The sequence below is a fragment of the Devosia insulae DS-56 genome (assembly GCF_000970465.2).
Lineage (GTDB): Bacteria > Pseudomonadota > Alphaproteobacteria > Rhizobiales > Devosiaceae > Devosia_A > Devosia_A insulae.
The window spans coordinates 19,001-36,850 of record NZ_LAJE02000123.1 but is presented as its reverse complement, the minus strand read 5'-3'; the positions used below and the strand labels follow the sequence as shown (position 1 = coordinate 36,850).

Genomic DNA, 17,850 nt, shown 5'->3' with positions numbered 1-17,850 from the left:
GGCCAATGGGGTGCCACGCGACCCTCAGCCCTCTACCCCTCGAACAGCATGCCGTCGCGCAACTGGTAGCGTCGTGTTGCCAGCGCCTCGACGTCGTCGACGTGGTGGCTCACCAGCAGGGTGATCCATCGGTGCCGTTCGGTCAGTGATTTCACCAGCGTGCGGATGGTGCCGCGGGTGTCGTCGTCGAGGGCGGAGAACGGCTCGTCGAGCAGCAGCACCGGGCGGTTGCGCAGCAGGGTGCGGGCCAAGGCGACGCGCTGCTTTTCGCCGCCCGAGAGCGTGTCGGCGCGCTGCTTCAGCACGCCGGGCAAGCCCACCTCGGCCAGCGCCGCCGCGATCTGCTGTTGCAGGTCGGTGGCGCCGCGGGGCAGGCCGAGCTCGAGGTTCTGGTAGGCACTGAGATGCTCGAACAGGGTTTCGGACTGGAACAGGATAGAGATCGGTCGCTGCTCCGGCGGCAGCGGCAGCAGGTCCTGTCCGTCGAGCGTCAGGCGACCGGCCGATGGGGTGAGGAACCCGGCGATCAGGTCGAGCAGAGTCGACTTGCCGGAGCCGGACTGGCCGCTCACGGCGGTGATCTCGCCGGGTCTGGCCACCATGCTCAGGTCGAACTGCCTGGTGGCGCCGGGGTGGATGAAGCGCAGGTGTTCAGCTTGAAGCATCGGTGAGCTTTCCGAACAGTTTTGGCAGCAGCACGAAGGCGGCGATGGTGATCACCAGCATCAGCGCCGCGATCGCCGCCGCATCGTTGCTGCGATAGGCGCCGAGCGCCCGGTACATCAGCAGCGGCAGGGTGGCGAAATCCTCGGTGCCGAACAGTGCGATGACGCCGAGATCGCCGAGCGAAAAGCAGAATGCCAGCGCCACGACGACGCCGGCTTCGCGGCCGAGCAGCGGCCATTCGACCGTCACGAACTGCCGCCAGCCGCTGAGGCCGAGCGAGCGGATCAGCCGGCCGCGGCGTTCGGCAATGGCGTCGAGTGGCGGCGCCAGTGTCGCCAGCGCAAAGGGCAGGGAGAGCAGCGCGTTGGCGAGCAGCACCACCACTGGGGCAGCCGCTTCGGGCAGCATCCCGGCATTGCGGACGAGGAGGAAGGCACCGAGCGACAGCACCACGGCGGGCACCGCCAGATAGGCATAGGCCGGGGCGCCGATGCCGACGCGGAGCAGCGGGATGCGGGAGGCGGCGCGGCCCATGCCGATGCCGAGCGCCAGGAGCAGCGTCAGGATGGCGGAGCCCGAGCCGAGCAGCAGGCTGGTGCCGACCGCCTTCCAGAAGCTCGCGCGGCTTGCCACCTCGATGATGCCGGGGCCGATGCCGTCGATGAGGATGGCGAGCAGCGGCAGGGCGAAGCCGACGATGCCGAAGACCAGCACCGTCCATTGCGCCAGCCGCGCGCCAGTGCCGTCGCGCCAGCGCGGCGGGGTCGAGCCGCCGGTGCTGGCGGAGATCGGCGCAAAGGCCGAGGCGGCGATGATGATGGCGGAGCATATGCCGATCTGCACCAGCGCCAGGGTGACGGCGCCGCGGAGATCGAAATCGAGCCGCACCGCGGCATAGATCGCCACTTCCAGCGTCTGGTTGGCCGGGCCGCCGCCGAGCAGCAAGACAATCGGGAAACTGGTGAAGGCGAGGAGGAAGATGATGGCGGCGAGGCCGGGCAGGGTGGTGCGCAGCATCGGCCAATCGATCACCCTGAAGCGCGGCCAGGCGCCGAGTCCGAGGCTCTGGCCGGTCTTCAGGCGCTTTTCCGGGATGGCATCGAGCCGCGCCAGGAGGATGCGGGCGGCAAACGAAGCATCGAGGATCACATGGGCAGCGAGGATGCCGCCAAGGCCGAACAGCGGCACCTCGAGCGGGTGGCCGGTTATGGCCAGCGAGGCCTGGTTGACCCAACCAGCCCGACCCCAGACGGCGAGCAGCCCGAAGGCAACGATCAGGCCGGGGGTGACGATGGCGGAGGCGAACAATCCGACGATCAGGTCGCGGCCCGGGAAACGCAGCCGGTTCAGCGCCCAGGCCAGCGCCGTGCCGACGAGCAGCGACAGCACGGTGGTGAGCCCGGCCTGGATGGTGGTCATGACGACGAGGTGCCAGACATCGACACGCGATTGCCGCGGCGGCTCGCCCGCCGCAGTGGCGAGGATGGCCAGCAGCACCAGCGCCACCAGCGCGGCGATGGCCGCTGCGATACCCGCCCCGGCGATGAGCCGGAGCGGGCGGTGCGGCAGCACCAGGTTACTGGAGCGCGGCGAGAGCAGCATCGACCCAGGCCCGGCCATTGGCGGCAAGCGCGGCTTCGTCGATCGTCAGGACTTTCTCCGGCGGCTTGCCGAACTCGGCCGGCAGGTCGGCGCCAAGGTCGATCACCGGATACATCCAGTTGGTGGTGGGGATGATCTTCTGCGCTTCCGGCGTCGTCAGGTAGGCGAGGAAGGCCTTGGCGAGCTCGGGTTGATCGGAGCTCTTCAGCACGCCGGCGACCTCGACCTGCGCGACATAGCCCTCGGAGAAGGGGGCGTAGGCATAGTTGTGCTTGTCCTCGGCGATGGCGTGGTAGGCGGGCGAGGTGGTGTAGCTCAGCACCATGTCGGCCTGGCCGTCGAGGAACAGCCCATAGGCTTCCGACCAGCCGCGGGTCATGGTGAGGACGTGCGGCTTCAGGCCCTTCCAGATCTCCGGCGCGCGGTTGCCATAGGCGGCCTCGACCCACAGCACATTGCCGAGGCCGGGCGTCGACGAGCGCGGGTCCTCGATGACGATCTTGAAGCTCGCGGGGAGTGCAATGAGCTCCTCGAACGAGGTCGGCGGGTTGGGCGTCTTCTGCCTGTCATAGACAAAGGCGAAATAGCCGTAGTCGAAGGGCACGAACTCGGCGTCGTTCCACGGCAGCACCAGGCCCTCAGGAGTGAGGCCGTGCGGCGCGAAGAGGCCCGTGGCGCGGGCTTCGCCCGAGGTCGCGGTGTCGAGGCCGAGCACCACGTCGGCCTTGGTCGCGGTGCCTTCGAGCTGCACTTTCCTCAGGTTCGAGATGGCGTCCTCGGAGGTGGTCCACTCGATGGTGCAGTTGCAGGTTTTTTCGAAGCCGGCCTTGAGGCCGGGGCCGGGCCCCCACTCGGCGGCGAAGCCATCATAGGTGTAGATGTTGAGGATCGGCTTGAGGATTGGCGTGTCCTGGGCGAGGACAGGCAGGGCGGTGGCGCAGATGACTGCCGCCAACGCGAAGTGTGCGAACGCGCGCATAAGTCGTTCCCTTCGGTTGCGGCCATGTGAATGAAGGGGACGTCAATGGATCGGACGCTGTCGCGCCCTTGCCATCTCGAACTTCCTCCGCCAGCATGACCTGGTTCAGGTTCAATGGGTAACTCTCAGCTCCGGAAGACCCGGAACACCCCAGCGAGACAGCTGACAGATAGACAGAGTTTTCCCTCCGTGCAAGCGCGTGCCCCCCAGACTTCCGTTGCGGTCTTTGACGACCTGATGGTCATCGTTGGCGGCGGGACGGTCGATTTCGACCTCCTGCGCGAGCTCTACGCTTCGGGCGGCCACCTGGTCGGGGCCGATGGCGGAGCCGACCAGATCGTCGAGGCCGGCCTCAAGCCTGAGCTGATCATCGGCGATTTCGATTCGCTGAAGAACCCGCACTCCTGGCTGGGCAAGACCCGGCTGATGCAGATCAGCGAGCAGGAAACCACCGATTTCGAGAAGTCGCTGTATTCGACCCGTGCGCCGGTGACGGTGGCGCTGGGGATGACCGGGCGACGCTTCGACCACACGCTGGCAGCGCTCGATGCGGTGACCAAGTACGCGGCAAAGCGCAAGATCGTGCTGGTCGACGAAGAGGACGTGGCGCTGCCGCTGACCAAGGCGTTCTCATTCACGGTCGATCCCGGCGAGCGCGTCTCCATCCACCCACTGGCGGCGATAACCTTCTGGACCTCGGAAGGGCTGAAATACCCGCTCGACGCGGTGAAGCTGGCGCCGGGAGTGCGGACCGGGACCTCGAACGAGGCGCTGACCGGGCCGTTCAGGATCGTGCCGGAAGAGGGCGTGCATGCGCCATACCTCCTGATCCTGCCGCGGAAGTACCTGGCGCAGTTGATCGCGAAGCTGCTGTTGGAGAAGCGCTGACTGATAGAGACGACCCCCTCCCTCGCCATTCGAGCGCAGCTCTCATGGCCTTCTCCCCTCAAATCGCTCCACTGGAGCGATTTGCCCTTCGGGACGGCTCGAAGTCCCCCATAAAGGGGGAGGTGAAGAGTCGAGGCGCTGTCTTCGATCGTGCCAAACACACCAGCCGGGCACCTCCCGCTTTATGGGGGAGGATGGGAGGGGGTCGTCTGCTTCCGCCTTCACAAAGTCCCTGCGTCAATGCGGTTCCGGCGAAATTCCGCCCAAATCCCCGGTACATGTCGCGGTCTTTAAGACCTTGGGGCCATTCGTGAAAGTTCTGATTGCAGCCTTAGTGCTGAGCCTTGCCGCCGTGTCCGCGAGCCGGGCGGAAGTGGTGTGCACATTGATCGTCGACGCTCAGAGCAGCGCGGTGCGGTTGCAGGAGGGCGGCGGTTGCGACACGCCGACCTCGCCGGCCTCGACGTTCAAGGTGCCGCTGGCGGTGATGGGTTTTGATGCCGGGATCCTCACCGGCGCGGACGAGCCGGCCTGGCCGTACAAAGCTGAGTATGACGCGAACCGGGCCGACTGGAAGGTGACCACTACACCCACCACCTGGTTGCGCGATTCGGTGCTCTGGTACTCGCGCGTGCTGGTGGCCGAGATGGGTGCTGAGCGGTTCGGCAAGTACGTCAGCGATTTCGACTATGGCAATGCCGATATCTCGGGCGATCCGGGGAAGAACAACAGTCTGCTGCGCTCGTGGATCAACTCGTCGCTGCTGATCACGCCGGAAGAGCAGGTGCGGTTCGTGCGGCGGATGCTGGCCGGCGAACTGCCGGCGTCGGCTGAAGCACAGGCGGCAGTGGTCGCCATCATGCCGAGCTTCACGGCCGGCAAATGGACCGTCTCGGGCAAAACCGGCACCTATTATGAGCGCAATGCCGACGGAACGTTCAACTCGCGCCGGCAGACCGGCTGGTTCGTCGGCTGGGCCGAACGTGATGGCGAGCGGCTGGCCTTCGCCTACCTGATCCGCGAGAACAAGAAGACCGCCGGCCCGGCCGGCATGCGAGCCCGCGATGCGCTGCTGGCGCGGTTCGCCAAATGGGGCAAGGGCGAGTTCGCCTGGGCGCAACAACCGCGTCCGGCGGTGGTACCGGTGATCGGACCGCCGCAGAACGGCTGACTGGCCTGGGTGTTCGCCACATACAGCTGATTGGGCCAGGACCGTCGTTGCGGCCACCCGTGAAAATTGTGGCTCACCCCTCATCCGGCGCTACGCGCCACCTTCTCCCCGACGGGGAGAAGAATCCCGAGAGTGCGGCGATCACCTCTTTTCCTCTCCCCGTCGGGGAGAGGGTGGATCGGCCGAAGGCCGAGACGGGTGAGGGGTTCGCGGCCGCCGAACTCGCGACAAACAAAAGGGCCGCCCATCGGGCGGCCCTTTCATTCACTTAGGCGAAAACGCTCAGAGGCTGGCTTCGCGCGACTTCGCGTGTGCCGCCTTCTGCACGGCTTCCTGCACCTTTTCGAAGGCGCGGACTTCGATCTGCCGGATGCGCTCGCGGCTGACATTGTATTCCTGCGCCAGCTCTTCGAGCGTCGCCGGCTCGTCGCGCAGGCGCCGGGCCTGGAAGATGGCCTTCTCGCGCTCGTTAAGGTCGCTCATCGCGTTGGTGAGCAGGCCCATGCGCTCGGAGAATTCCTCGGTCTCGCCGAGGGTAGTCTCCTGGTCCGGCGTATCGTCGACCAGCCAGTCCTGCCACTCCGAGGCGCCTTCGTCGGCGCGCATCGGCGCGTTGAGCGAGGCGTCGCCGGAGAGGCGCTGGTTCATCGACACGACGTCGCTTTCGGTGACGTGCAGCGTCGTCGCGATCTGCTTGATCTGATCGGGATGCAGGTTCCCGTCATCGAGGGCGGCGATCTGCCCCTTGATCTTCCTGAGGTTGAAGAACAGCCGCTTCTGTGCCGCGGTGGTGCCGATCTTCACCAGCGACCACGAGCGCAGCACGTATTCCTGAATGGCGGCGCGGATCCACCACATCGCGTAGGTCGCGAGGCGGAAGCCCTTTTCGGGCTCGAAGCGCTTCACCGCATGCATCAGGCCGACATTGCCTTCCGAGATCACCTCGGAGATGGGCAGGCCATAGCCGCGATAGCCCATCGCAATCTTCGCCACGAGGCGCAGATGCGAGGTGATCAGCTTCTGGGCGGAACCGGGATCCTGATGCTCCTTGTAGCGCTTGGCGAGCATATATTCCTCGTCAGGCTCAAGCATCGGAAACTTACGAATTTCCTGGAGATAGCGGCTGAGTCCACCCTCAGCCGAAAGAATTGGCAGATTGGTCTGGGCCATAATGCACCCTCGTCTTTCCCCCGTAGTCACGGGCAGATACGCAGCCGTGTCCAGTCCGGCACACGGCTGACTGTCAGAGATATATAGGTCGAAAATCGGTCTTGATAAGACCCACCGACCCTGCATGAAAACGTTGGTAGACCCCGAAGGTTGCGTGAACCTTGCAGGTGGGCATTTGGCCTGCGGCGACGCTCGGCGGAGCTTGCCAGCAGTCTCGCCTTTACCCACCGGGTCATTCCCGCGAAAGCGGGAACCTCTGTTTTGGTGCCACCCGCGAGATCGCAAACGGAGGTCCCCGCTTTCGCGGGGATGACACCGAGTGGGTGGAGGGAACGGTTCCTCTCAGTAGTGCCCTACCGCGCAAACGCCCGATCGAACGGCTCGATGGCTGCCTCGAGCGCCTCGAGATCGGGCGGCAGCGGCGCTTCGAACTGCATTTCGTCGCCGCTCACCGGGTGCTCGAAGCCGAGTTCGGCGGCGTGCAGCGCTTGCCGGCCCAGCGCTGCGACCGCGGCCTTTGCCGCGTCGGGCAGCCGGTTGACCTTGGTGGCGAAGCCCGGGCCGTAGACCATGTCGGAGACCAGCGGGTGGCCGATATGGGCCATGTGGACGCGGATCTGATGGGTACGGCCGGTTTCGAGTTCGCAGCGGATGCGGGTGATGTCCCAGCCCTCGTCGCCGAAGCGCGCCTCGACCCAGTAATGGGTGATGGCCTCGCGGCCATCCTGGCGCACCGCCTGCTTCAGCCGGTTGGCCGGGTCGCGGCCGAGCGGCGCCTCGACGGTGCCGGAGGCCTGCTGGGTGCGGCCCCAGCAATAAGCCATGTAGGCGCGGTGGAGGGGCCCGGTTCGGCCGTGATCGGCGAACTGGGCGGCGAGGTGATTATGCGCCTGCTCAGTTTTGGCGGCGACCATGACGCCCGAGGTGTCCTTGTCGAGGCGGTGGACGATCCCTGGACGCTTCACTCCGCCAATGCCCTTGAGGCTGTCGCCGCAATGGTAGAGCAGGGCGTTGACCAGCGTGCCGGTGTAATTGCCGGGGGCAGGGTGGACCACCATGCCGACCGGCTTGTTGATGACGATCAACTGGTCGTCCTCATAGAGGATATCGAGCGGGATGTTTTCGGGGGTCGGCTCGGCCTCGATCGGCTCGGGGGCGACGAGTGTCACTTCCTCGCCGTCGCGCAGCTTGTATTTGGGCTCTGTGACAGCTCGCCCATTGATCGCGACGCTTCCGGCCAGTATCAGGTCCTTGATCCGGTTGCGCGAGAAGACCGGTACGGCACGGGCGAGTGCGGCATCCAGCCGGCTGCCGGCGTCGGCGGCATCGACCAGCAACTGCCACTCCTGTTCCTCGCCGGAAATTTCCTGCATGAGCGCTCCTCAAGACAAACCCGAAACCACCCCGGAACTGACGCCGGAAGCCAAGGCCGTGCTCAACCGGGCGCGAAAGTCCTTCATCATATCGATGGGGCTACTGGTGGTGGGCCTTATCGCCATCGGCGGCGCACTGGTCTACCGCGCATCGCAGAGCGACAGCAAAGCCGGCAGCGACTATGTGATCGCCGCGCTGAAGATTCCGGCCGGCGGCGAAGTGGTTTCGGCGGTCGCGGCGGATGGCCGGGTGACCGTCACCTACAAGCTCGGGCCACTGACCAGCGTGCGCATTTTCGATGGCAAGTCGGGCGAGATGATCCGCGAAGTGCCTGTCGTCAGCGAGTAGGTCGCTGGCTGGGGGACAGCTAGTAGGATCGCTACCCGGGGTATTGCGCCCCCGTTGGAGGCGAGGTCGTGCCTTGCCGATCAGCTGGGGCCAAGCCCCTCAGTTCCCGTCCTGCAGCTCGCGCAGTGCCTTCAACCGGTCGGACACCGCCTGGCCCTCTGGGGCGCCGCCCTTTCTTGCCTTGGGGCCCTTGACCGCCGGGGCCTCGGCTTCCTCGGCGTCGACGAATTTCTGCATGCGGGAGGCGAGGCTCTCTTCCTCGTCGATCGGGCCATTGCCTTCCAGCGCGTAGACCAGGCGGCTGACGTCCGAAGCGATGTCGTTGAGGCGCTCGCGCAGGTGCGACTGCTCGATGCGGTCGCTGTCCCAGTCGGCCATCACCGTGCCTTCGACGCTCGCCACCTTGGCGCGGAGCTTTTCCATTTCTTCTTCGAGGCCAAGCTTTTCGGCCAGCAGCATGTCGCGCTTTTCCTCGCCGTCGCCGACCAGCTTGGTGGTCTCGGCGAGGAGGGTGGAGACGCGGCTCTCGGCGTCGGCGATACGGGCTTCGGCCTCGGCGAGATCGGACTGGGCGTCGCTCACCACGTCGTCGCGCTTGGCCAGCTTTTCACGCAGTTCGGTGGCCGCGGCCCGCGCTTCGGCGCCGCTCTTGTCGGAATTCTCGAGGCTCTCGATCAGCGTGCGGTTCTGCGTTTCGAGGAATTCGGAGCGCTTTTTTTCGATCTCGAGATATTGCAGCAGCTCGTCGATATCGGTGTTGTAGTTGCCGCTCAGCGCCTTGCCTTCGATGGCAAAGGCCCGCGGGGCGCTGCCGCGCAGGGTTTCGCGGGCGGCGTCGAGCTGGCTGGATTTCTCGCCCAGTTCCCGGTCGCGCATGCGCAGTTTCTGGGCGAGGTCGGCGCCTTCCTTTTCCAGCTCGAGGATGCGGCGGCGGGCTTCGGCTTCGCGCTCTTCGAGCTCACGCACCACCTGCAGGTGGCTGTCGCGCTCGCCCTTGATGCCGCCGAGCTCGTTCTTCTTGCGATTGATGTCGCGGAGCTGGTCGGAGAGGCGGCGGCGCAGGGCCTCGACGTTCATCTCGAGGCGCCTGGTGGACAAGGCGAACTCGGCGCGCAGCTGGTCCTTGTCGGCGCGGAACTCGGCCATGGTCATCGGCGTCGCGGCTTCGATGCGCTTTTTGGTCAGGCGGACGGCGCGGCGCCACACCGCCGGCATGATAATCAGCGCCAAAAGCCCGGCCACGAGCAGGCCGAGCACAAAATACATAATGTTTTCAATGACCATAACTCAACTCCGCCACCGGCAACTGCCCGGTCCCGGGTGTTCGCGCCCGTTACGTTGGCAGCAATGGCCGCCCCCGGCTATCGCTGTCAGGTCGTAACCTTACCGGAAGACGGGCACGCGGTCACGATGCGCCGCTGCGATGAACGGCGGTTGAACGGATTCCGAATGGTTTTCGCGATCGAAGCGCCGGCCGCTCAGAACGGATTCCAGGTCGGCTCCTGGGTGAACTTCAGGTAGCCGACATTGACGCCGAGGCGGGCGCCGACGCCGGAGCGGATCGGCACCATCACCACATCGCCGTATTTGATCACCGTCATGCCGAGCCCGCCGATGACGTAGGCGGAGCCATCGACACCAGGGTAGCGGCCGTAGACGTCGGAGACCGAGTTCAGGTTGTAGACCAGCATCATCACCTTGGAACCGTCGCCGCCGAAATCGAGGCCGACGGTCGGGCCCTGCCAGAACAGCGAGTGCTCGCCCTGGTTGCGGGTGTACATGGTGCCTTCGCCGTAGCGGGCGCCAGCGAAGATGGCGCCGCCGGCTTCCTCGCCGAGGATGTAGGCGTTGGGCAAGCCGAACTGGCTGACGGCGCGCTCGACCAGCGAGGCGAGGCCCTGGGCGACGGAGCCGAAGAACTGGTGGCCGGTATCGACCAGCTCGTCGCCGGAGAAGGTGTCGGAGAGTGAACCTTGCTCCTGCGCCTGGCTGAAGGTCGGGGTCAGCACCAGCGTGGCCGCGGTCAGCGCGACGAAGGCGGCAAGAATGAGGTAGACCATGCGGTCGAGCATGAGGGCACTCCGGAGGGGCTTAGTTCGAGCGGCAGGCCATTTACGCGGTACTTACCATGACGACGCTAGGTTCGGCGCATCAGGCTTGCCTGAGGGTGTGCTCAAGCTAGGCGTTCATGGCGGCAATGATGCGGCAAAAGCGTAAACAAAACTTAACCATAACCCGGCTTCTTGTAGCTCTGGCGTTGACCCTTGGGCTTCTACTTAGTGCCCCGGTAAGCGCCGCTGCACTGGTCGACGCCATCGTCACAGACCCACTCACCGGGGTGGCGCTCGAGGGCTATGATCCGGTGAGCTATTTCACCGAGCCGGAGCCGGTGCAGGGCGTCGCCGACTTCGAGTATCAGTGGGGCGGGGTGCCGTGGTATTTCGCCTCGGCGGCGAACCGCGATGTGTTCATGCGCAACCCCGAGATCTACGCCCCGCAGTTTGGCGGCCACTGCGTCACCAGCCTCGCTCGCGGCTATCTCTCCGATGGCAAGCCGCGGCTCTATGTGATCTCGGGGATGAAGCTCTACCTGTTCTACTCGGTGGCCAACCGCGAGGCGTTCTTCCAGAGCGAGGACACCTCGCTGCTCGACGCCAATAGCGGCTGGGCCAAGCTCTCGGGCACGCTGACCGGCGAAGAAGGCAGCGTCGCGGACGCGGTGGGCAAGGCGGCGGACGTGGCGCCCGCTGAGACGGAAGCAGGGACGGGGCACTAGGTCTACGGAGCGAGAACCCCGATAGTCCACCGACAGCCGGTGGTCGGGGCGGCTTCGTGCTCAACCCGCTCGTCGCCGCACCCCCTAGGGCTGCCGCGCCCTTGCGGTTAGGCTACGCGAAAATGATTCGACGGCAAGGACCCATAGAATGGCGGATTTCATCGAGCTCAAGGCGACCGACCTCGCGGCGATGCTGTGTTCTCGGGTCTGCCATGACCTGATCAACCCGGTGGGGGCGATCGGCAACGGGCTCGAAGTGCTGGCCGACCCGACGCAGACGGCGATGGCCGATGGAGCGCAGGAGCTGATCGCCAATGCCGCCAAGCAGGCGCGAGCGAAGCTCGAATTCGCGCGCCTCGCCTATGGTGCATCGTCGACGGCGGGCACCGATTTCGACACCCGCGAGTGCGAGCGGGTAGCGCGGATCTATTTCGAGATTGAAAAGGCCGACCTCGACTGGCAGGTGCCGCTGATCCTGTTGCCCAAGCACAAGGCCAAGCTGTTCATGAACATGCTGCTGATCGCCGCCATGGCGGTGCCGCGCGGCGGCGTGGTGACGGCGAAGATCGAGGGCGCCGCCGGCGCCGAAGTGTTCACCCTGACCTCAAGGTCGGACCCCGAGAAGCGGCAGAAGACGCTGATGCCGTCGGGCGCCGAGGGCCTGCTGTCCGGTTCGCCCGAAGGCGGCGTCGATGCGCGCGGCATCCAGCCGTTCTATACCGGCATCCTGGCGCGGATGACCGACATGGAGCTGAAGATCGGCATCGAGAACGACGTGTTCGAGTTCTCGGCGACGCCGAAGGCCGTTGCGGTCGCTGCCTGAGATCATTTCGCGCCCGGCAGCGGCCGGGCGCCTGACAGCATCAACCCCAGTTCGGCCTGCCGGCGCGTGCCGGTCTTGGCCAGCACGGCTTTGAGCTGGCTGCGCACCGTTTCGCGCGACAGGGCGAGTGTTGCGGCGAGGTGCTGCACATCCAGCCCCGAGGCAATGCCGCGGGCCACCTTGGCCTCGGCCGGGGTCAGGTCGAACAGGCCCATCAGCACCTGGGTCAGCGGTGCGGCCGGGGCTGCCACCGGCGTGACGACGATGACCCCCTCGGCTGCAACGAAGATATCGCCGCCGGCGCGTCGCACCGGCAGCAGGTGGACGACCAGCGCCGCAGCGTCGGGCGCCGCGTGGATAGGGATCGAGCGCACCATCGGCTCGGCTTCCGAGCCGATGGACGCCATCGCGGCCTGGGCCAGCCGATCGACCTCCGGGTCGGTAAAGGCGAGGCGCCCGAATGCCGCGAACTGCACGCGTGGCGCCAGCGCCTCGAACAGATCGTTGGCGGCGAGCAGCCGCCCCGCGTGGCCCCAGACGGCAGAGGGCAGCCCCACCAGTTGCATAGCCGCGGCCTGATTGGCCGCGACGCGGCGGCCAAGCCGGTGCGACAGCAGGGCGGCGCGGGCGAGATGCGGGCGAATGCGATCGAGCAGCGCCATCGCCTCGCGATCGAACCGCCCGGCGCCGGCCCGGGTGGCGAGGTCGAACACCAGCATGTCGCCGCTCGGTACCGGGATGACCGTGCCGGCGGTCCATTCCAGCCCGTGCGGGCGGAGGAAGCGGAGATAGAGCGGGTCGGTGGCCAGTTCCGCCTCGGAGCAGAGTTCGAGGTCGGATGAGAAGGCCATCGGATAGTCGCGCAGCGAGCGCCCGAGCCGCACGTTCTCGACGGCGTTACCGTGCTCCCAGTAATCCCGATAGGCCGCTTCGTAGGTGTCGGTCGCGAGGTAGCCGGCGAGGCCGGACGCATCCATGGAGGTCAATGCCCCGGCGTGTGCCCCGGCCATACCGCACAGCTGCAACAGCACGGTAGGCCATAGCTCGGGCACGGCTGCCGCCTCATAGATCAGATCGATCAATTCGGCGGGGGCATTCATGGCGCGTCCGGCGCGCGGCGTTGCCACACCATCGGTTGGGATGCGGGTGTGGCGTCGCATGGAAATACTTGCCGGCGATTGTGTAATCGATTTCACAACTCGTGTAATCGATTTCAATTTCGAGTCACGATCATGCAATCCGCATCCTTGTCGATCAGCGCGCCCAGTCATTCTGGAGGATACCGAAATATGACCGCCAGAAATTTTCGGCATGAATTGAATTTGATGCGAATAGCGGGAGTGAAATACGGCCAAAAGCGCGGCTGGATCGACGAATGTCTTCATAGCACAGTTGTTTTCTGCCGGTAATGCCCCATTCGGGTGATGCGCTTGCGCGATATCTCGGTGATCGTCGGCGGGCGGCATTCGCAGGGAATGGACTGATGCGCAACAGGTGGAATCGTTGCCGTGCGTTGCTGCTTGCCGGTCTTATGGCGTTCGGCGCGGGGCATGTCTCAGGAGCAGGTGCGGCCGAGTACAGTTATCGGACGAACGAGCGCGACGAGGTGGTGATGCGGCTTTCGGGGCGGATCACCTCCATGGATGGGGCGATCTTCCTCGCCGAAGTGCGTGAGCACGAGCCGCGGATCATCGAGCTGGAAGGACCGGGCGGCGATATGCTGAGCGCGGTGCGGATCGGCGTGATCATCCATGAGCGCTACCTCAGGACGCACGCCGTGGGCACCTGTCTCTCGGCCTGCGCCTATATCTGGATCTCCGGCCTCAAGATGATCGCTGACGAGGGGGTAGAGATTTCCAACCACCTGCCGGTGGCGATTCAGGGCGCCAGCGTCGGCCGGCCCGACGACAAGACCATCGCTATCTTCGGCTGGTACCTGGGCAAGCTCAATATCAGCGTCGAGATGATGTCGGCTTTCCTCGATGCGGCGATGGGGCCCGGGGTCGATGGCAATGGCTATTTCGACATGCTGGCCTTCGCCAGCTACTGGAACGCGCCGATCGAAATGCGGGTGCCGGCCCCGACCTACGCGGCGATCGAGTAGAGTTCAGCCGCGCAAGTTTTGCGCAGGCGCGCTACTGGGCCAGTTCACGCGGCTCAAGCAGGCAAGCCCGGCGTTGCTCTCAAAAAACTTGCCGATGCGGAGAAGGGTTGAAGTTTCGCTAACCATTCGTAGGGACATTTGGAGGGATAGTGTGGGCGAACAACACGCGTCGGTCGGTCCGTGCCCGAAGCATTTCGGCAAATGGGCCAGGGCGATGGCGGGTTGTGCGGTGGATAGGCAGGCGCTTTTGAAAGGCCTCGCGTTTCCGCTGACTTGGGAGAAGCGTCATGAAATCCTGCCTCGTGGTCGATGATTCCAGCGTGGTGCGCAAAGTCGCGCGCCGCATCCTGGAGGATCTCGACTACATCGTCGACGAGGCGGAGGACGGGCAGGAAGCCTTCGACAAGTGTCGCCAGGAAATGCCGGACGCGATCCTGCTCGACTGGCAGATGCCGGTGATGAACGGGCTCGAATTCCTCAAGCTGCTGCGCGGCTATGTCGGCGGGCACACGCCGCGGGTGGTCTACATGGTCACCGAGAACGATATCGGGCAGATCGCACTGGCGCTGAAGGCCGGGGTCGACGACTATATGATGAAGCCGTTCGACCGCGACCACCTCGAGGGCAAGTTCACCGTAGCGGCTGCCGAGCGCGCCAGCGTCGCCTGACGTGCGCGACGCGCTCCGCGGAGCGCCTTGAACGATCTAGGCCTCTTCCGCCCATTCCTCGGTAAGGAACTGCTTGGAAGAGTTGAGCCGCGGGAAGGAGATTCCCGGCACCGGCAGAGCCAGAAAAGCGCAGAGCGGCTCCCAACCTTCGCGAACATCGAAAGTCAGGAGGCGCGAGGCGGGAATGGTGGCTTGCACCTCGGCGATATGGGCGTTGAACAACGCCGTGGCGTAAGGTCGTTCGAACATCCGCCCATCGAAAACGCCGTCGACGATGAGCCTGTTGGCCATGTTGGCGATGCCGTTGGCATGCGGATCGTCGTAGCTGCCACGGCCGGCGATGAACCTGGCAATGGTGGCTTCGACACTATCGAACCACTCATCGGCGTCGCGCACCGTGAGGATCACCTTGGCATCAGGGTAGTGGTCGGCAAGTTCGCGCCAGTAGCGGGCGCCAGGCCAATCGACCTGGGAGCGGTAACCGCGGAACAGGGCATCCCAATCGGGGCGGCCCCCGTCGGCCAGTGCCTGCCAGCCAGGCAGTTGCTCGGGGTGGTCGCGGACCTCGAACATGTGGTGGGCAGGACCATATCCCAGGTGCTCGAGAGCAACCTTCAACGAGTTGGTGCCGGTGCGGCCGAAACCCGGGCCGATGATCTCAAGTGTCATTTCCATCCCCTCGTGATGTGCGTCTATCAGGCGTGGCGCGCGGCGCGGATGCGCCCGGGCACCGTGCGGTGGCTGCCGCGGAGCAGGGCAAGCAAGCCGAGCACCCAGACCGGTACGATGACGTTCAGGGTGTGCTGGGCGTAGTAGCTGTCCTCGGCGGCAGGCGTCAGCGGGCGGCGTTCGGTGGCAGGGGCCAGGCGGGCCAGTGCATTGGCCGTGGCGGCAAGCAGCATGTCCATTTTCGAACCTCCTCAGTTGGCGCCCGGTGGCGCTGTGAGGACAAACCTGGCCCATCAGCGTGCTTTGGGTCCTTAGGCAGTTCCAAATGAGTTTCTAAATCCCACAAAGCTGCTCCAGCGCATGGAGCGCTCCGGGAGATCGCGACGCGATTCAGGTGAGGCCCGCCTTTCTGAGGCCATCGATGATCAGCTCGAAGCGTTCATCGGAGCGCTGCGCCACTGTCTCGACGCCAGCGATGGAGGTGTAAGGGGCAAAGCCCTGCAGGCGCGCCAGCGTCGCGCGGGCCTCGTCAAGCCGGCCAAGATGCGCGTAGGCGGCGGTCTGGATCCAGTAGGTGGGCGGCCAGTCCACCTGGGTGGCGCGCGAGCGGCCGAGCCAGACGAGCGCGCCTTCGAAATCGCGCATGAAGAAGCGGGCGAAGCCGATGCCGGCGAGGCTTTCATAGGCCTCCGGGGCGCCAGGGCTGAGGGCGTAGGCGCGCCTGTAGCAGGCTTCGGCCTTCTGGGGATCGCCGGCCAGCATGTTGCAGATGCCGCCCAGCACCTGGACGATGACATTGTGCGGGTTGGCGGCCAGCGCTCGGTCGGACATAGCGAGGCCTTCGGCCCGCATCCGGCCGATGCTGAGCAGGGAGTGGCTGCAGATGGCCAGCACCACCGGGTCATCGTCGCCATAGTGCAGCGCCTGCCGTGCCAGCGCGAGGCAGTGGGCGGCGCGTTCTGGGGTGAGCAGCGTCAGCGCAACGGTGCCGTGGCGCGCCAGGCTCCAGGAGGCGTAGGCGAGTGCCGCGGAGTAATCGGGCTCGAGCCCGATGGCGCGCTCCAGGTGCTCGAGCGCCGTGAGGTAATCGGCGGGATCGCGTGAGGTGAAATAGGGCAGGGCGCGGAGGAAATGGTCATAGGCCTGCGGGTTGTCGGGCCAGCGGCGCCGGGTACGCTCGATCTCGGCCCGGCGGAGCTGCGGTTCGACGAGGCCAACGACGGACTCGGTGATCTTGTCCTGAAACTCGAAGATCTGGCCCATCTCGCCATCAAAGCTCGAGGCCCAGAGGTGCGTGCCGCTGACGGCGTCGACCAGTTGCACGGTGACGCGGACCCGCTCGCCGGAGAGTCGGACGCTGCCTTCGAGCAGGTAGCGGACGCCGAGCTCGCGGGCGACCTGGCGGATGTCGGCGGCGCGGTTCCGGTAGGCAAAGGACGAGTAGCGCGAGACGACGGCGAAGGACTTGAAGCGGCTGAGGGCGGTGATCAGGTCCTCGACCAGGCCATCGGCGAAGTAATCGCGCGTCGCGTCGCCACTGAGGTTGACGAAGGGGAGCACGGCGACGCTAGGCTTGCCGCCGGCGTCGGCGGGCGGCGCTTCGGCGGGGGTGGGGACAGGACCCCGCACCAGCCGATAGCCGACCCGCGGCACGGTGACGATCCACTCCTCGCCGCCCGGGCGGGATCCGAGCTCCTTGCGCAGCGCGGCGATCTGCACGGTGATATTGCCTTCCTCGACCGTCACGCCGGGCCAGACCCGCTCCAGCATCTCGGCCTTGGTGACGATCTCGCCCTCAGCCTCGAGCATGGTCTCGAGCATCATCAGCGCCTTCGGGCCGAGCGCAACGGGCTGGCCGTCGCGCCGCAACTCACGGCCCGGTGTCAGAACAAATGGGCCGAACCGATGTTGTGCCTCGTCCATGGCGCAGGTTGTACATCGAACGGGTGGTGTTTCGTAGGGGCGCGGCGCCAGAAACAAGCAACTCGGCAACCGATCGATGAAAATGACTTCCGATGATCGTGCCGCTCGACGCCTGGATACATCGGGTCAAGCAGCGACGTTGGCGAGCATCCTGCGAATGATCAGCTTGTGGAACGGCAGCACGCCGAGCAGGTAGAGCCGGCCACCCAGATGGTGCGGGTGCACCCAGGTAGAGATGGCGGCGAGCGGATGCGGGCCCGCGGTCTTCAGCACCGAAACACGGAAATCGAGATGCTGGTCATCTTCGCCGAGGATCGCCTCGTTGGGCGACAGCTCCTCGAGCCTGAAGAAGCTCACGTAGTCGCCGACGCCTGGGTCCGGGTTCGCGGGAGGTACGTCGGCGCCGGTTTTCAGTCCAAGCGGCGAGACCAGCCCGTTGCGCAGCCAGAGCAGGCCGTTGACCCAGCCCGGCATGACGGTCAGCCGCTCGGCCAGTTGCAGCGGGGTCAGATCAGGGTCGGCGAGCGGGACGGCATAAGAATCGACGAAATCACCCGGCCCGATGCGCTTGCGCAAAAGGCTGGTGAGCGGCAGCTGAAAGGGACGAGCGCGCATGAGCCCCAATGTGCGCACGCGGGTCGCGGCGTACGATGCGACATCGGCGCGCGGGCTAGCCGGCGGTGGCTGAG

General features: G+C 65.7%; 18 protein-coding genes, 1 pseudogene and 1 riboswitch. Of the genes and pseudogenes, 7 read left to right on the top strand and 12 right to left on the bottom strand.

The window, feature by feature from the left end; all coding sequences use genetic code 11:
* Positions 1-32 precede the first annotated feature (32 nt).
* From VW23_RS08050 to thiB, 3 genes are read right to left on the bottom strand one after another with little or no spacing between them, the layout of a single operon-like run.
* Positions 33-665: an ATP-binding cassette domain-containing protein gene (locus VW23_RS08050; protein ID WP_069909062.1), complete on the bottom strand. Its 633-nt coding sequence runs from the start codon at positions 663-665 to the stop codon at positions 33-35.
* Positions 652-2,268, bottom strand: coding sequence for an ABC transporter permease family protein (locus tag VW23_RS08045; protein WP_069909061.1), 1,617 nt, complete (start codon positions 2,266-2,268; stop codon positions 652-654). Before VW23_RS08045 ends, VW23_RS08050 begins: the two co-directional genes overlap by 14 nt.
* Positions 2,243-3,247 (bottom strand): thiamine ABC transporter substrate binding subunit, encoded by a 1,005-nt coding sequence (gene thiB / locus VW23_RS08040; protein ID WP_069909060.1) that lies wholly within the window; start codon positions 3,245-3,247, stop codon positions 2,243-2,245. Before thiB ends, VW23_RS08045 begins: the two co-directional genes overlap by 26 nt.
* A 65-nt stretch (positions 3,248-3,312) precedes the next feature.
* Positions 3,313-3,410, bottom strand: a riboswitch (TPP riboswitch).
* 74 nt (positions 3,411-3,484) lie between these two features.
* Between thiB and VW23_RS08035 the strand changes: the two genes are divergently transcribed.
* Entirely contained in the window at positions 3,485-4,135 is a 651-nt protein-coding gene (locus tag VW23_RS08035) for a thiamine diphosphokinase (RefSeq protein WP_069909059.1), read from the top strand.
* 298 nt (positions 4,136-4,433) lie between these two features.
* Positions 4,434-5,210: pseudogene (blaOXA, locus tag VW23_RS08030) on the top strand (class D beta-lactamase); the annotation flags it as partial.
* A 378-nt stretch (positions 5,211-5,588) separates the two neighbouring features.
* On the opposite strand, the gene rpoH reads toward blaOXA, so the two are convergent.
* Positions 5,589-6,476: an RNA polymerase sigma factor RpoH gene (rpoH, locus tag VW23_RS08025; protein WP_069909057.1), complete on the bottom strand. Its 888-nt coding sequence runs from the start codon at positions 6,474-6,476 to the stop codon at positions 5,589-5,591.
* A gap of 353 nt (positions 6,477-6,829) precedes the next feature.
* Complete coding sequence (locus VW23_RS08020) at positions 6,830-7,849, bottom strand: RluA family pseudouridine synthase (protein ID WP_069909056.1); 1,020 nt, start codon at positions 7,847-7,849, stop codon at positions 6,830-6,832.
* Here VW23_RS08020 and VW23_RS08015 point away from each other — a divergent pair.
* Positions 7,848-8,198 carry a hypothetical protein gene (locus tag VW23_RS08015; RefSeq protein WP_069909055.1) on the top strand — a complete coding sequence of 117 codons (351 nt, stop codon included), beginning with the start codon at positions 7,848-7,850 and terminating at the stop codon, positions 8,196-8,198. The two genes, VW23_RS08020 and VW23_RS08015, sit on opposite strands and share 2 nt — an antisense overlap.
* 99 nt (positions 8,199-8,297) lie before the next feature.
* Here VW23_RS08015 and VW23_RS08010 read toward each other — a convergent pair whose 3' ends face one another.
* Entirely contained in the window at positions 8,298-9,482 is a 1,185-nt protein-coding gene (locus VW23_RS08010) for a coiled-coil domain-containing protein (RefSeq protein WP_069909054.1), read from the bottom strand.
* 194 nt (positions 9,483-9,676) lie between these two features.
* The gene (locus VW23_RS08005) at positions 9,677-10,270 is read right to left on the bottom strand and encodes a DUF1134 domain-containing protein (RefSeq protein ID WP_055877551.1); all 594 of its coding nucleotides are present in this window, start codon (positions 10,268-10,270) and stop codon (positions 9,677-9,679) included.
* Positions 10,271-10,455: 185 nt separating this feature from the next.
* On the opposite strand from VW23_RS08005, the gene VW23_RS08000 reads away from it, so the two are divergent.
* Both VW23_RS08000 and VW23_RS07995 read left to right on the top strand, forming a co-directional pair.
* The gene (locus VW23_RS08000) at positions 10,456-10,974 is read left to right on the top strand and encodes a YHS domain-containing (seleno)protein (protein ID WP_141728268.1); all 519 of its coding nucleotides are present in this window, start codon (positions 10,456-10,458) and stop codon (positions 10,972-10,974) included.
* 148 nt (positions 10,975-11,122) lie between these two features.
* Positions 11,123-11,797 (top strand): histidine phosphotransferase family protein, encoded by a 675-nt coding sequence (locus tag VW23_RS07995; protein ID WP_069909052.1) that lies wholly within the window; start codon positions 11,123-11,125, stop codon positions 11,795-11,797.
* Between the two features lie 2 nt (positions 11,798-11,799).
* On the opposite strand, the gene VW23_RS07990 is transcribed toward VW23_RS07995, so the two are convergent.
* A complete protein-coding gene (locus VW23_RS07990; RefSeq protein WP_069909051.1) occupies positions 11,800-12,957 on the bottom strand; it encodes a helix-turn-helix transcriptional regulator in 1,158 nt (385 codons plus the stop codon).
* A gap of 323 nt (positions 12,958-13,280) precedes the next feature.
* Here VW23_RS07990 and VW23_RS07985 point away from each other — a divergent pair, with 323 nt between their 5' ends.
* Both VW23_RS07985 and VW23_RS07980 read left to right on the top strand, forming a co-directional pair.
* Positions 13,281-13,901: a hypothetical protein gene (locus VW23_RS07985; RefSeq protein WP_141728267.1), complete on the top strand. Its 621-nt coding sequence runs from the start codon at positions 13,281-13,283 to the stop codon at positions 13,899-13,901.
* Positions 13,902-14,188: 287 nt separating this feature from the next.
* Positions 14,189-14,569 carry a response regulator gene (locus tag VW23_RS07980; RefSeq protein ID WP_069909049.1) on the top strand — a complete coding sequence of 127 codons (381 nt, stop codon included), beginning with the start codon at positions 14,189-14,191 and terminating at the stop codon, positions 14,567-14,569.
* A gap of 36 nt (positions 14,570-14,605) precedes the next feature.
* Here VW23_RS07980 and VW23_RS07975 read toward each other — a convergent pair whose 3' ends face one another.
* The 4 genes from VW23_RS07975 to VW23_RS07960 form a co-directional block, all read right to left on the bottom strand.
* On the bottom strand, positions 14,606-15,238 hold the full coding sequence (locus tag VW23_RS07975; RefSeq protein WP_069909063.1) for a sulfotransferase family protein: 633 nt from the start codon (positions 15,236-15,238) through the stop codon (positions 14,606-14,608).
* Positions 15,239-15,264: 26 nt separating this feature from the next.
* Positions 15,265-15,477, bottom strand: coding sequence for a hypothetical protein (locus VW23_RS07970; protein WP_069909048.1), 213 nt, complete (start codon positions 15,475-15,477; stop codon positions 15,265-15,267).
* A 151-nt stretch (positions 15,478-15,628) separates the two neighbouring features.
* On the bottom strand, positions 15,629-17,161 hold the full coding sequence (locus VW23_RS07965) for a winged helix-turn-helix domain-containing tetratricopeptide repeat protein (protein WP_069909047.1): 1,533 nt from the start codon (positions 17,159-17,161) through the stop codon (positions 15,629-15,631).
* Positions 17,162-17,287: 126 nt separating this feature from the next.
* Positions 17,288-17,776, bottom strand: a complete 489-nt coding sequence (locus VW23_RS07960) for a DUF2867 domain-containing protein (protein WP_069909046.1) — start codon at positions 17,774-17,776, stop codon at positions 17,288-17,290.
* Between the last annotated feature and the right edge of the window lie 74 nt (positions 17,777-17,850).

What these genes read in the sequence shown, in the direction of transcription:
- VW23_RS08045 (WP_069909061.1), bottom strand. Translation starts at nt 2,268, where the DNA reads ATGCTGCTCTCGCCGCGCTCCAGTAACCTGGTGCTGCCGCACCGCCCG.
- VW23_RS07975 (WP_069909063.1), bottom strand. Translation starts at nt 15,238, where the DNA reads ATGACACTTGAGATCATCGGCCCGGGTTTCGGCCGCACCGGCACCAAC.
- VW23_RS08015 (WP_069909055.1), top strand. Translation starts at nt 7,848, where the DNA reads ATGAGCGCTCCTCAAGACAAACCCGAAACCACCCCGGAACTGACGCCG.
- VW23_RS07960 (WP_069909046.1), bottom strand. Translation starts at nt 17,776, where the DNA reads ATGCGCGCTCGTCCCTTTCAGCTGCCGCTCACCAGCCTTTTGCGCAAG.
- VW23_RS08035 (WP_069909059.1), top strand. Translation starts at nt 3,485, where the DNA reads ATGGTCATCGTTGGCGGCGGGACGGTCGATTTCGACCTCCTGCGCGAG.
- rpoH (WP_069909057.1), bottom strand. Translation starts at nt 6,476, where the DNA reads ATGGCCCAGACCAATCTGCCAATTCTTTCGGCTGAGGGTGGACTCAGC.
- VW23_RS07965 (WP_069909047.1), bottom strand. Translation starts at nt 17,161, where the DNA reads ATGGACGAGGCACAACATCGGTTCGGCCCATTTGTTCTGACACCGGGC.
- VW23_RS08010 (WP_069909054.1), bottom strand. Translation starts at nt 9,482, where the DNA reads ATGGTCATTGAAAACATTATGTATTTTGTGCTCGGCCTGCTCGTGGCC.
- VW23_RS08005 (WP_055877551.1), bottom strand. Translation starts at nt 10,270, where the DNA reads ATGCTCGACCGCATGGTCTACCTCATTCTTGCCGCCTTCGTCGCGCTG.
- VW23_RS07995 (WP_069909052.1), top strand. Translation starts at nt 11,123, where the DNA reads ATGGCGGATTTCATCGAGCTCAAGGCGACCGACCTCGCGGCGATGCTG.
- thiB (WP_069909060.1), bottom strand. Translation starts at nt 3,247, where the DNA reads ATGCGCGCGTTCGCACACTTCGCGTTGGCGGCAGTCATCTGCGCCACC.
- VW23_RS08050 (WP_069909062.1), bottom strand. Translation starts at nt 665, where the DNA reads ATGCTTCAAGCTGAACACCTGCGCTTCATCCACCCCGGCGCCACCAGG.
- VW23_RS07980 (WP_069909049.1), top strand. Translation starts at nt 14,189, where the DNA reads ATGAAATCCTGCCTCGTGGTCGATGATTCCAGCGTGGTGCGCAAAGTC.
- VW23_RS08020 (WP_069909056.1), bottom strand. Translation starts at nt 7,849, where the DNA reads ATGCAGGAAATTTCCGGCGAGGAACAGGAGTGGCAGTTGCTGGTCGAT.
- VW23_RS07970 (WP_069909048.1), bottom strand. Translation starts at nt 15,477, where the DNA reads ATGGACATGCTGCTTGCCGCCACGGCCAATGCACTGGCCCGCCTGGCC.
- VW23_RS07985 (WP_141728267.1), top strand. Translation starts at nt 13,281, where the DNA reads ATGCGCAACAGGTGGAATCGTTGCCGTGCGTTGCTGCTTGCCGGTCTT.
- VW23_RS07990 (WP_069909051.1), bottom strand. Translation starts at nt 12,957, where the DNA reads ATGCGACGCCACACCCGCATCCCAACCGATGGTGTGGCAACGCCGCGC.